Below are 12,888 nucleotides of genomic sequence, written 5' to 3'. Positions count from 1 at the left end.
GTCAGTGGCTGCGACTACCCTTGAGACCATGGTCAGTTCACAGCCCGGGCTGCACGCCGGCGCCGTGCCTCTCGCGGTGCGTATGCGCCCGAAAAGTCTCGATGAAGTCGCCGGGCAGAAGCATCTTCTGCGCCCGGGGTCGCCTTTGGTGAACCTGGCGAGCGACACCGGGCAGGCTCAGGGTTCGGTCTCGATCATCCTGTGGGGCCCGCCGGGTACCGGCAAAACCACGCTCGCACAGGCCATTGCGCACAGCTCGAACCGCAAGTTCGTCGAGCTGTCGGCCGTCACGGCGGGGGTTCGCGACGTGCGACAGGTCATGGAAGAGGCGTTTCGCAGCCGAGACCTCTATGGCGTCTCGACCGTGCTGTTTCTCGACGAGATTCACCGCTTCTCAAAAGCTCAGCAAGACGCGTTGCTGCCGGGGGTCGAGAACGGCTGGGTGATTCTGGTGGCGGCGACCACCGAGAACCCCTCTTTCTCGGTCATCTCGCCGTTGCTCTCGCGTTCGCTGCTGTTGACGCTCGAACAGCTGACCGATGATGACTTGGCGGTGCTGGTCGACAGGGCGGTGGTGGATGCCCGGGGGCTCGCCGGGCGCGTGACACTGTCTGCTGAGGCGAAGGCCGCGATCATCCGTATGTCGTCGGGTGACGCCAGGCGCGCGCTGACGATGCTCGAAGCCGCTTCAGTTGCTGTTGGCTCAGCCGCCAAAGCGGCTGATGCGATCGGCGGGGGTGACGGCGAGGGTGACGACGACAGCGATGGCGACGACGTCGGCGATGCCGCTGTGCCCGAGATCACCGCCGAGGTCGTGGCGCAGGCCGTCGACCGAGCGTTGCTTCGATACGACCGCAACGGCGACGAGCACTACGACGTGATCAGCGCGTTCATCAAGTCGGTGCGGGGGTCTGACGTCGATGCGAGCATCCATTACCTGGCACGCATGATCGAGGCGGGTGAAGACCCGCGGTTCATCTGCCGGCGAATGATCGTGCTGGCTGCCGAAGACATCGGCATGGCCGACCCGCAGGCACTGATGATGGCGACCGCTGCCGCTGACGCCGTGCAGTACATCGGCATGCCAGAGGGGCGTATTCCGCTCGCCGAAGCGGTGGTGTATCTGGCGACCGCGCCGAAGTCGAACGCTTCATACCTGGCAATCGATAAGGCCATCGCCGATGTGAAGGCCGGAAAGTTCGGGCGGGTGCTCAAACCACTGCGAGACGCGCACTACCCGGGGGCGAAACGACTCGGCCACGGCAAGGGCTATAAGTACGCGCACGACTCCGACGTGGGGGTGGTGACGCAGCAGTACCTGCCTGACGAACTGCTTGGCACCGAGTATTACCGGCCGACCGAACACGGCAACGAGCGTGATGTGTCGGCACGGCTAGAGAAGATCCGCAGAATCACTCGCGGAGAAGCCTGAATCACGTGAGATCTCGGGTTGGATTGTGATAATCTTTTTGAGGCCTACTTTTGGGTGTCTTTAGCGCGGCTGCGAGAGACCCCAGTCAGGAAGAACGAGTTCTGTAGCCGAACCGTCTGGCCCATCCCTCGATTTCGATAGACATCCGATATGTCTCGTCGTCAACAATTTCACTATTTCTCTTTTGAAGGATGTTTGTGTCTACCAAGTCACGTACCCGTAGCAAGACCCGCCTTTCCCGGGCCCTCGGCATTCCGCTGACCCCGAAGGCAGCGAAGTACCTCGAGAAGCGTCCGTACGCTCCGGGTGAGCACGGCCGCACCAAGCGCAAGACCGACTCCGACTACGCGGTGCGTCTGCGCGAGAAGCAGCGTCTGCGCGCCCAGTACGGCATTCGCGAAGCCCAGCTGAAGATCATCTTCCAAGAGGCCCGTCGCCAGGGCGGCCTTACCGGTGAGAACCTGGTCGAGCTGCTCGAGATGCGTCTCGACGCCCTCGTGCTGCGTGCCGGCTTCGCCCGCACTACCGCACAGGCTCGCCAGCTGATCGTGCACCGTCACATTCTCGTTGACGGCGCTCGCGTCGACCGCCCGTCGTTTCGCGTCAAGCCCGGCCAGATGATTCACGTTCACGCCCGCTCAGAGGTTCTGCCCCCGTTCCAGGTTGCAGCGGCCGGCGGTCACGTCGACGTTCTGCCCAAGGTTCCGGCGTACCTCTCGGTTGAGATCGACAAGCTGCAGGCCCGTCTCGAGCGTCGCCCCAAGCGCGCCGAGGTTCCCGTGACCTGTGAAGTTCAGCTCGTCGTCGAGTACTACGCGGCCCGCTAACACGCGCACCACTAGCTGACGAATCACCAGCTACCATTAGGGCGAGTCACCTTCGGGTGGCTCGCCCTTTTTGTATCCCTTACCGTTGTGCAACGACGTCACCTTTAGGAGTACCCCAATGTCGGGTGGAGATATCGCCGGCCTCATCGCAGCAGGCGTGTTCGCCGTTCTCGTGGCGATCATCGCGGTGCCGTTGGTGAAGCTCGGCAAGGTGTTCGACGAGACCACGCTCGCGATTCGCGACGTGAGCAAGGGTGTGGCCCCGATTCTCGAAGAGTCGACCACGACCATCCAGGAGGCCAACAAGCAGCTGGCGCGAGTGGATGTGATCACCTCGAACGTGGCCGAGGTCACCGGCAACGTCAATTCGCTCGTGGCGCTGTTCGCGGCGTCTCTCGGCGGCCCGCTGATCGCCATCGCGAGCTTTGGGGGAGCGGTGCGGGCGGCGGTGCGAGGCACACACGCCTTCGATGACGACGCTTCAGACCGCGCTGACCGCTCGCTGCGTAACGCAACGGCGAAGCCCAAGCGTGACAAGAGCCACAGCAACGATAAGAGCGAGAGCAAGAAGGCCTCGAAGGCCAGCCGGGCCGAGTATTGATGACCCGTAGACTTGAAGCTGATTTTCACCTCACCTCTAGGAGCGCCTTGTGAAAAAAGTACTGTGGTTCAGCGCCGGCATCGCCGTGGGCGTGGTTGTCGCCCACCAGATCAACCAGACGGCCCAGGGTAAGAAGGCGTTCGCGAATCTCGATGCGAAGGTCAAAGACTTCTCTGAGGCGTTCTCTGAGGGCTACCGCGAACGCGAATCAGAGCTGCGCTCTGCCCTGAGTGGTGCCACGAAGTAGTGCTCACCGCAGATATTCGCCAGCGCTGGCTCACGTTCTTCGAGAACCGCGGGCACACTGTTGTGCCGTCGGCCTCGCTGGTCAGCGAAGACCCCACCTTGTTGTTCACGGTTGCGGGCATGGTTCCGTTCATTCCGTACATGTCGGGGCTTGTGCCGGCGCCGTTCAAGCGGGCGACCAGTGTGCAGAAGTGCATCCGCACGCTCGACATCGAAGAAGTCGGTAAGACCACCCGCCACGGCACGTTCTTTCAGATGAACGGCAATTTCAGCTTCGGCGACTACTTCAAAGAGCAAGCCATCGAGTTCGCCTGGGAGTTGCTCACGACGAGCGAGGCCGACGGCGGCCTCGGCTTCGAGCCGAAAGACCTGTGGGTCACGGTCTACGAAGACGACGACGAAGCCATCGCGTTCTGGAAGAAGACCGCTGGCCTGCCCGACCACAAGATTCAGCGCCTCGGCAAAGACTCGAACTACTGGTCGACCGGCCAGCCCGGCCCCGCCGGCCCGTGTTCGGAAATCTTCTACGACCGCGGCCCCGCTTACGGCAAAGATGGCGGCCCCGCAGCAGACGAAGACCGCTACATCGAGATCTGGAATCTCGTCTTCATGCAGTACCTCATCACGAACGTCACCTCGAAGTACCACTTCGACGTGGTCGGGGAACTGCCCCGCAAGAACATCGACACCGGCATGGGCCTCGAGCGGGTGGCGTTCATCAAGCAAGACGTCGAGAACCTCTACGAAATCGACCAGGTTCGCCCCGTGCTCGACTTGGCCTCAGCGCTTTCTGGTCGCCGTTATGGCGCTGTACACGACGACGACGTGCGGATGCGCGTGGTCGCCGACCACGTGCGTTCAGCCCTCATGCTGATGTCTGACGGGGTCACCCCGTCGAACGAGGGCCGCGGCTACGTGCTGCGCCGCCTGCTGCGCCGCACTGTGCGCAGCATGCGTCTGCTGGGTGTCGACCGCACCACGTTCCCTGAGTTGTTCCCTGCTTCGCGTGACGCGATGAAGGCCGCCTACCCCGAGCTCGAAGCCGACTACGAGCGCATCTCGCGCACGGCGTATGCCGAAGAAGAGGCGTTTTTGCGCACGCTCACGGGCGGCACGAGCATCCTCGACCTCGCCGTTTCGAAGACCAAGGCCGAGAAGAGTGTTTCGCTCGCGGGCGACACCGCCTTCGCGCTGCACGACACCTACGGTTTTCCCATCGACCTCACCGTCGAGATCGCCGAAGAGGCTGGCCTGACGGTCGACCGTGAGGCCTTCGAACGGCTGATGACCGAGCAGAAGCAGCGTGCCAAGGCCGACGCGAAAACCAAGAAGCTCGGGGCGAACGACCTCTCGGCGTTCGCCGAGTTCCGCGCCGAGGGAGAGACCGTCTTCACCGGCTACACCGAGCTCGAGACCGACTCGCGCGTGCTCGGCCTGATCATCGACGGCACCTCGGTGAACACCGCGGTGACCGGCGAACTCGTCGAGGTGATTCTGGCCGAGACCAGTCTGTACGCCGAATCCGGTGGCCAGGAGGCCGACGCGGGCACGATCATCAGCCTCGATGGCGGCCAGACCTTCGAAGTCGAGGTGCTCGACGTGCAGAAGCCCGTGAAGGGGCTCATCAGCCACCGCGGGCGTGTCACGAGCGGCCAGGTCTCCATCGGCGACGCTGCCCGCAGCGTGGTCGACAAGAACTGGCGCAAGGGCGCAACCCAGGCGCACTCGGCGACGCACATCGTGCACGCCGCTCTGCGCGAGATTCTCGGGTCGACCGCGCACCAGTCGGGCTCGTATAACAAAGCTGGTTACATGCGCCTCGACTTCACCTGGTCAAGCCCACTGTCTGCCGAAACGAAGAGCGAAGTCGAAGAGATCTCGAACACCGCAGTGCAAGCCGACTTCGGCGTGATCACGCGCGAGATGGCCGTCGACGATGCCAAAGCCCTCGGCGCCATGGCGCTTTTCGGCGAGAAGTACGGCGATGTCGTGCGCATGGTGGAGATCGGCGGCCCCTGGTCGCGCGAGCTCTGCGGCGGCACGCACGTGGTGCACACCTCTGAGATCGGGCTCATCAACCTGCTCGGCGAATCGTCGATCGGGTCGACCAACCGCCGCGTCGAATCGCTCGTGGGCGCTGACGCCTTTCGCGAGTTCGCCGCCGAGCGGGCCATTGTGTCGCAGCTCACCTCGTCGCTGAAGGCGCCACGAGACGAGCTCGTCTCGCGCATCGGCACGCTCTCGGCCGAGCTCAAGGCCGCAGAGAAGAAGATAGCGGCCTACGAGGCGAGCGCGCTGTCATCACGCGTGCCCGCCCTCGTTGCGAACGCCAGGCGCGAAGGCGACGTCACCGTTGTGGCAGCGTCTGTCGGCGAGTTGCGTTCGGCTGACGACCTACGGATGCTCGTGACCAGCGTTCGCGAACGCCTCGGTTCTGACGCCAGCGTGGTGGCCCTCGCGGCCTCCGTCGCAGGCAAGCCCGTGGTCATCGTGGCCACCAACGACGAGGCGCGAACGGCCTCGTTGAAGGCCGGCGCACTGGCCAGGGTAGCGGCCTCGATTCTCGGCGGCGGTGGCGGCGGCAAAGACGACCTCGCGCAGGGTGGCGGCACGAACGTTGCGGCCATCGATGAGGCGCTGGCGGGCATCCGCTCGGCCGTCGCGGGCGCGAAGTAACGAAAAGGCATGCGGTCGGGAGTGCGCTTGGGCATCGACGTGGGCAAGGCCCGCGTGGGTGTGGCGCGCTCAGATCTGCACGGAATACTGGCGACTCCGGTGGAGACGGTGCCCCGGGCATCCGGCAACGAGAGCCGCAGCAGCGACATTGTGCGCATTCTCGAGCTGGCGGCAGAGTTCGACGCGACAGAGTTCATTGTGGGGCTGCCCCTCTCGATGTCGGGCGGCTCGACGGCCTCGACCGAAGACGCCGAGGGTTTCGCGCTGCGATTGGCGACTGCCGGGCACCCGGTGCGCATGATCGACGAGCGGCTCACCACTGTTTCAGCCCAGGCCGCGCTGCATAAGAATGGTCGCACCACCAAGAATTCGCGCTCAGTAATCGATCAAGTAGCCGCCGTTATACTTTTGCAACACGCGCTTGATGTCGAGCGTGCTTCGGGTAAACCGCCCGGTACCGTTGTTGACCCGACCATCGGCGTCGATTTCACCGAAGGACGTGAACTGTGACTGACTCCAAGCTGCCGGAGGATCATCCGTTCGCGGAATTCTTCAGGGAACCGGCCGAGCCGACGCCCACGCCTCCAGCACCGGCCGCGCCTGTCACCGACGCAGGAGCTGCCTCCCCGGTGCCGGGAACGCGTCGTGCGGTCAGGGCTACCCAGGTGATCGACGCCTCCGATTCGGCTGCGCGGCCCGATGCGGCCGCCGCCGCCTTCGATTCGCTGCCGCCGCAGTCACCACCGCCTTCGGGGCCGCTGCCTCGAGTGCGTGAACCACGGCCGCCGAAACGACGACGCTCGCGCCGCGCGATCTGGACCATCATCATCGCGGTGGTGCTGGTGGGCGGGCTCGCCACCATCGGCAGCACCATCTATTTCTCGTACCAACCGCAGATCAACAAGATCTTCGGCGCGAAAGACGTCGACGACTACACCGGAACCGGCACGGGCGAGACGGTGAACTTCGTCATCGCGTCGGGTGACGACGGCACCAAGATCGGCGACAACCTGCAGACTGCCGGCGTGGTGAAGTCGTCAGACACGTTCTACGCGCTGCTACTGAAGAACCCGAACGTGGTCTTTCAGCCCGGAACGTACACCCTGCAGAAGGGCATGAGCTCACAGGCCGCTCTCGACGGGCTCCAGAACCCCGCCAATGCAGTGACCACGACGGTTGTGATCACTGAGGGCACCGTAGCGGCCGATGTGCTGAGCCAGCTCGCCGATAAGACCGGGGTGCCGCTCGCCGATCTGCAGGCGGAGGCTGCAAACTACACGCAGTTCGGCATCGACCCCTCGGCGCCGAACATCGAGGGCTACCTCTTTCCTGCGACGTACACGTTCCAGCCGAACACGAGTGCTCACGACCTCATCAAGACGATGGTCGATCGTGCGTTCCAGTCGCTCGATGCGGCCGGTGTCGCCCCCGCAGACCGCGAGAAGACGCTGACGATGGCCTCGATCATTCAGAAAGAAGGCGGCAGCACCGACGACTTCTACAAGGTGTCTCGAGTGTTCGCCAACCGCATCGCCGACGGCATGCCGCTGCAGTCTGACGCCACCGTTGCCTATGGCACGGGCTCGAAAGAGGTCGATACGACCGACGCCCAGCGCAACGACGAGTCGAACAAGTACAACACCTACGTGATTCTGGGTCTGCCCATCGGCCCCATCTCGAACCCGGGAGACGACGCCATCAATGCGGCCCTGAAACCGGCCGACGGCAGCTGGCTGTACTTCGTCACGGTGAATCTCGACACGGGTCTCACCTGCTTCTCAGACAACCTCGACGAGCACAACGCCGCCGTCGAGCTCTACCAGGCCGGCAACGCGACCAGCTGCCCATGACCGAGGGTTCGAACACGGTTTCGGCTCCCGCCGAGCGTTTGGCGGTTCTCGGGTCGCCGATTGCGCACTCGAAATCACCCCAGCTGCACCTCGCTGCCTACCGTGCGCTCGGGCTCGACTGGCAGTACAGCAAGGCTGAAGTCGCCCCCGGGCAACTCAGTGATTTCGTGCTGGGGCTCGACGAGTCGTGGCGCGGGTTGTCGCTGACCATGCCGCTGAAAGAAGAGGCGCTGGCCCTCATCGACTCGGCCGACGTGCAGACCATGCTCACGGGTGCGGCGAATACCATCACGTTCGCGCATGAGAACGGGTCACTGGCGGTTCAGGGTTTCAACACCGACGTGGGCGGCATTGTCGACGCGCTCGCCGGTACCGGAATCAGTCGCTCGAGCGAAGTGCTGATTCTGGGCGCCGGCGCGACCGCGCGCTCGGCCGTGGTCGCTGCCGCAGAACTGGGCGCCGAACACGTCACCATCGCGGCACGATCGCCCGAGAAGGCCGAGCAGGTGACGGCGGTGGCTGCCAATGCGGGAGTCGCCATCTCGGTGGTCTGGCTGGCCGACGCCCTCGCTCAGGAGGTCGACGCACCGGTGACCATCAGCACGCTGCCGGGCGGCAGCCTCACGGAGGCCGACGTGGTGGGGTTCGCGCCCACGCCAGGCGCGGTATTGCTCGACGTTGCCTACGACCCGTGGCCGAGCATCCTCGCTACCGCGTGGCGTGAACGCGGGGGAGTCGATGTTTCAGGGCTGTGGATGCTCGCCCACCAGGCCCTCGCCCAAGTACGCATCTTCGTCACCGGCGACCCCCAACTGCGGCTCGCCGACGAGCCCGCGGTCTTCGCCGCGATGACCCGCGCCGTGGGGCTCACCGCCTGACCCAGTCTGGTGTGGGCCTGACCTCGTGTGGGCCTGGCTAGTTCTCGTGTGGGAGGGTCAACCGGGTCTGTGGGAGGATTGAGGCATGCTTCGTTGGCTCACCGCCGGTGAATCCCACGGCCCCGAACTCATTGCCATCATTGAGGGCCTGCCGTCTGGAATCCCGGTCACCCTTCACGATATCCGCACCGATCTGGCGCGCCGCAAACTCGGTTACGGCCGAGGCGCGCGCATGAAGTTCGAAGAAGACGAGGTCACCGTTTCGGGTGGAGTCGTGCACGGCTTCACCTTGGGCAGCCCGGTGGCTATTCGCGTCGGCAATACCGAGTGGCCGAAGTGGACCGAGGTGATGAACTCTGAGCCCATCGAGAACTATGTGCCGAGTGCCGGCCGAGGTGCCGCTTTGACACGGCCGAGGCCGGGGCATGCCGACCTCGTGGGCATGCAGAAGTACGCCTTCGACGAAGCACGGCCCATTCTCGAGCGGGCCAGTGCACGCGAGACTGCGGCGCGTGTTGCGCTCGGCGCTGTCGCACGCCAGTTTCTCGGGGCGCTCGACATCACGCTCGTCAGCCACACCCTCGCCATCGGGCCCGTTCGCGTGCCCGAAGGTTCTGCGCTACCCACGCCTGCCGATGTCGACCTGCTCGACGCCGACCCGCTGCGCTGCTTCGACCCCGAAACCTCGGCCCTGATGGTGGCCGAAGTGGATGACGCCCAGAAAGAGGGCGACACGCTCGGCGGCGTGGTCGAGGTGCTCGCCTACGGGCTGCCACCGGGCCTCGGCTCGCACGTGCACTGGGATCGCCGACTCGACTCGCAGCTCGCGGGCGCGCTGATGGGCATCCAGGCCATCAAAGGTGTCGAGGTGGGTGACGGATTTCTCACAACCACCCGTCGCGGGTCACAAGCGCACGATGAACTCTTCGAGATCGACGGCGAGATCGAGCGCTCGAGCGATAAGGCCGGCGGCACCGAGGGCGGCATGAGCACTGGCACAGTGCTGCGGGTGCGCGCGGGCATGAAGCCCATCGCCACGATTCCGCACGCGCTCCGCACGGTCGACGTCGCCACCGGCGGCGCCGCTGCTGCCCACCACCAACGTTCTGACGTCTGCGCGGTTCCGGCGGCGGGCGTGGTGGCCGAGGCGATGGTGGCACTCGTGCTGGCGAACGCCGTGCAAGAGAAGTTCGGCGGCGACTCCATCACCGAGACGCGTCGCAACCTCGACTCGTACCTCGCCGCGATTCCGGATGCTCTGCGAACCGGTTCTGCGAGCGTCGGCGAGCCCGTCGAGCAGCCGTGATGCCCCGCACACATGCGTCGGCACCGGCCCGCGACCTCGCGCAGGCGACCACCGTGCCGCGGGAAATCGTGATAGAAAGCGGCGGGTGGTCGCGCCAGCAATCCGGCCGCGGCATCGACCGCGCAGTGACTCTGCCGTGACCGTCGTCATCATCGGGCCGCCGGCGGCCGGCAAGACCCGCATCGGGCGACGCGTTGCGCGTTTGCTCGAGTTGCCGTTCACCGACACCGATAAGCAGATCGTCGCCGCGCACGGGCCCATTCCCGCCATCTTCGAAACGCTCGGCGAACCGGCCTTTCGCGAGATCGAACGCGCCGAAGTCGTTCAGGCCCTCGCCGAGGGCGGCGTCGTTTCGTTCGGCGGCGGCGCTGTGCTGAACCGTGCGACCCAGCTCGACCTCGACGGATGCCTCGTGGTGCTGTTCACCGCAACGGCGGAGGCCGTAGGCGCGCGTCTCGGCGGATCGAACCGCCCGCTCGTACCCGACGTCGCCGCCTGGGAGCGCATCGAGCACGCCCGCCACGATCTGTACGCCGGCCTCGCCGACCTCACCATCGACACGTCACACCGCCCCGCCGACGACATCGCAGCCGATGTCGCGACGTGGGTGCGCAGCCAGCTCGCCAAGGAGACAGTATGACCATCGACAGCCCCACGATCATCCGGGTGGCCGGTTCGGCTGCTGCCGCAGCAGCCGGTACCGCTTCTGTGGCAGACACTGCCGCTGGCACTGCTGCCACTGCCGACGGCGCTTCGGCTGCTACCGCGGCGGCAACCGGAAGCGCCACGACCTCGGCGTCGACACCGGTGCCCGTGGGCGGCGAAACGGGTTCGTACGACATCATCGTGGGTCGCGGCGTGCTCGCCGGCCTCCGCGACACGTTCGCCCCTGGCGTGCGTAAGGTGCTCATCGTGCACGCTCCGCCGCTCGCCGACTGGGCCGGTGCGCTGCGTGACGAACTCAAGGGCGACTACGAGGTGCTGCTCGCCGAGGTTCCCGACGGCGAAGGCGCCAAGCGCGTCGAAGTGGCGTCGTTTCTCTGGCAGATTCTCGGTCAGGCCGACTTCACCCGGTCAGACGCCATCGTGGGTTTCGGCGGGGGAGCGACCACCGACCTGGCAGGCTTCGTCGCCGCCACCTGGCTGCGCGGGGTTCAGCTCATTCAGGCTCCCACCACCGTGCTCGGCATGGTCGACGCAGCCGTCGGCGGAAAGACCGGCATCAACACGGCAGAGGGCAAGAACCTCGTCGGCGCCTTCTACGCGCCCACTGCGGTGTTGGCCGACCTCGACACCCTGGTCAGCCTGCCGAAGAACGACCTGCTCGCCGGCTTCGCCGAGATCGCGAAGGCCGGCTTCATCGGCGAAACGGAGATTCTCGACATTCTCGAGGCCGATGTGGCCGCCGCCACCGACCCGACGACGCCGCAGTTCAGGCGCGTCGTCGAGCTGTCGATCGGCCTGAAGGCGCGCGTGGTGAGCGAAGACTTCCGCGAAGCGGGGCTCCGCGAGATTCTGAACTACGGGCACACCCTCGGGCACGCCATCGAACATACCGAGCGCTACCAGTGGCGGCACGGCGCAGCGGTCGCCGTGGGCATGGTCTTCGCGGCCGAACTCGGGCGGCTTACCGGCAGCCTGAGCGACGAAGCTGTCGACCGCCACCGGCGCATTCTCGAGTCGCTCACGCTGCCGACGACCTACCCGGTCGGCCGCTGGAACACCCTGCTTGCCGCGATGCAACGCGACAAGAAGGCGCGCGGGGCGATGCTGCGCTTCATCGTGCTCGACGACATCGGCAAGCCCACGGTGCTCACCGGCCCCGAGACTTCGCTGTTGTTCGCGGCCTACCAGGAGATCGGGTCGTGAGCGAGCTCGGCTCTGCCAGCTCGACTGGCTCGGTCGGGTCGGCCGCTTCGGTCGGCTCGTTGACCGTACTCGTGCTCAACGGCCCGAACCTCGGTCGCCTCGGCAGCCGCGAACCCGACGTCTACGGCAGTCAAGACCTCGTCGCCCTCACCAAACAGCTCGGCGAGGCGGCACCCGACGGCGTCAGCATCGAGGTGCGCCAGACCGATGACGAGGGTGAACTGATCGGGTGGCTTCATGGGGCCGTGGATGCCCGCACCCCGGTCATCCTGAACCCCGCCGCATTCACGCATTACTCGTACGGGCTTCGTGACGCAGCGGCCATGGTGACGAAGGCGGGTCTGCCGCTGATCGAGGTACACATCTCGAACCCGCATGCCCGGGAGTCGTTTCGGCACAACAGCGTAATCTCGGCCGTGGCTACGGGTGTCATCGCGGGGTTCGGTTTCGACTCGTACCGGCTCGCGCTCGATCAGATCATCCGCACAATCGGCTGACTGCCAATCGTCGGCACCCGCTCGGCAGTCTGACCGCCTTCTCAGCCACGCAACGATTGCTCGACTACACTGGTATGTCGGGCCGTCAGCGGCCCCCGCACTTTCTCAACAGAATGAATGGATGTACCCCGGAATGGCTTCGACAAGCGACATCAGCAACGGCGTAGTGATGAAGATCGACGGGCAGCTCTGGGCTGTCATCGAGTTTCAGCACGTCAAACCCGGTAAGGGCGGCGCGTTCGTTCGCACCAAGATCAAGAACGTCGTCTCGGGCAAGGTCGTCGACCGCACGTTCAACGCCGGCGCAAAGATCGAGACGGCCAACGTCGACCGCCGCGACTACCAGTACCTCTATAACGACGGCCAAGACTTCGTGTTCATGGACACCGACACCTACGAGCAACTGACCGTGACCGACGCGGTTGTCGGCGATGCCGCGAATTACATGCTCGAGAACCAGATGGCCACCATCGCCCTGCACGAAGACGCACCTCTGTACGTCGAACTGCCGGCCTCGGTCATCCTCGAAATCACCTACACCGAGCCCGGTCTGCAGGGCGACCGCTCCACTGGCGGAACCAAGCCCGCAACGGTCGAGACCGGGCACCAGATTCAGGTTCCGCTCTTTCTCGAGCAGGGCACCAAGGTCAAGGTCGACACCCGCACAGGCGACTACCTCGGCCGCGTCAGCGACAAGGGCTGATCT

The 12,888-nt window shown here is 65.2% G+C and carries 12 protein-coding genes and 1 pseudogene; all 13 read left to right on the top strand.

Annotated features, from left to right (window positions below; genetic code table 11):
- The first annotated feature begins 28 nt into the window (after window positions 1-28).
- The 13 genes and pseudogenes from IEX24_RS08185 (at window position 29) to efp (ending at window position 12,885) form a co-directional block, all read left to right on the top strand.
- A complete protein-coding gene (locus tag IEX24_RS08185; protein ID WP_188676689.1) occupies window positions 29-1,432 on the top strand; it encodes a replication-associated recombination protein A in 1,404 nt (467 codons plus the stop codon).
- A 191-nt stretch (window positions 1,433-1,623) separates the two neighbouring features.
- Entirely contained in the window at window positions 1,624-2,259 is a 636-nt protein-coding gene (gene rpsD, locus IEX24_RS08180) for a 30S ribosomal protein S4 (RefSeq protein WP_188676686.1), read from the top strand.
- 118 nt (window positions 2,260-2,377) lie between these two features.
- Window positions 2,378-2,710, top strand: a pseudogene (locus tag IEX24_RS08175) (DUF948 domain-containing protein); the annotation flags it as partial.
- Window positions 2,711-2,909: 199 nt separating this feature from the next.
- Complete coding sequence (locus tag IEX24_RS08170) at window positions 2,910-3,107, top strand: hypothetical protein (protein ID WP_188676674.1); 198 nt, start codon at window positions 2,910-2,912, stop codon at window positions 3,105-3,107.
- Entirely contained in the window at window positions 3,107-5,782 is a 2,676-nt protein-coding gene (alaS, locus tag IEX24_RS08165) for an alanine--tRNA ligase (protein WP_188676672.1), read from the top strand. Before IEX24_RS08170 ends, alaS begins: the two co-directional genes overlap by 1 nt.
- 9 nt (window positions 5,783-5,791) lie before the next feature.
- Complete coding sequence (gene ruvX / locus IEX24_RS08160; RefSeq protein ID WP_188676670.1) at window positions 5,792-6,292, top strand: Holliday junction resolvase RuvX; 501 nt, start codon at window positions 5,792-5,794, stop codon at window positions 6,290-6,292.
- The gene (gene mltG, locus IEX24_RS08155) at window positions 6,289-7,632 is read left to right on the top strand and encodes an endolytic transglycosylase MltG (RefSeq protein ID WP_229715184.1); all 1,344 of its coding nucleotides are present in this window, start codon (window positions 6,289-6,291) and stop codon (window positions 7,630-7,632) included. The genes ruvX and mltG overlap by 4 nt, the downstream gene beginning before the upstream one ends.
- Window positions 7,629-8,510, top strand: a complete 882-nt coding sequence (locus IEX24_RS08150) for a shikimate dehydrogenase (RefSeq protein ID WP_188676668.1) — start codon at window positions 7,629-7,631, stop codon at window positions 8,508-8,510. Before mltG ends, IEX24_RS08150 begins: the two co-directional genes overlap by 4 nt.
- An 85-nt stretch (window positions 8,511-8,595) precedes the next feature.
- The gene (gene aroC, locus IEX24_RS08145) at window positions 8,596-9,816 is read left to right on the top strand and encodes a chorismate synthase (RefSeq protein WP_188676665.1); all 1,221 of its coding nucleotides are present in this window, start codon (window positions 8,596-8,598) and stop codon (window positions 9,814-9,816) included.
- 136 nt (window positions 9,817-9,952) lie between these two features.
- Window positions 9,953-10,456: a shikimate kinase gene (locus tag IEX24_RS08140; protein WP_188676654.1), complete on the top strand. Its 504-nt coding sequence runs from the start codon at window positions 9,953-9,955 to the stop codon at window positions 10,454-10,456.
- Window positions 10,453-11,685, top strand: a complete 1,233-nt coding sequence (gene aroB / locus IEX24_RS08135) for a 3-dehydroquinate synthase (RefSeq protein WP_188676652.1) — start codon at window positions 10,453-10,455, stop codon at window positions 11,683-11,685. Before IEX24_RS08140 ends, aroB begins: the two co-directional genes overlap by 4 nt.
- Window positions 11,686-11,744: 59 nt before the next feature.
- Window positions 11,745-12,182 (top strand): type II 3-dehydroquinate dehydratase, encoded by a 438-nt coding sequence (locus IEX24_RS08130; protein WP_188678094.1) that lies wholly within the window; start codon window positions 11,745-11,747, stop codon window positions 12,180-12,182.
- Between the two features lie 133 nt (window positions 12,183-12,315).
- The gene (gene efp, locus IEX24_RS08125) at window positions 12,316-12,885 is read left to right on the top strand and encodes an elongation factor P (RefSeq protein WP_188678092.1); all 570 of its coding nucleotides are present in this window, start codon (window positions 12,316-12,318) and stop codon (window positions 12,883-12,885) included.
- Window positions 12,886-12,888 lie beyond the last annotated feature (3 nt).

Source organism: Subtercola lobariae (assembly GCF_014640255.1).
Taxonomy (GTDB): domain Bacteria; phylum Actinomycetota; class Actinomycetes; order Actinomycetales; family Microbacteriaceae; genus Subtercola; species Subtercola lobariae.
This window is presented reverse-complemented; position numbering and strand designations above follow the sequence as displayed.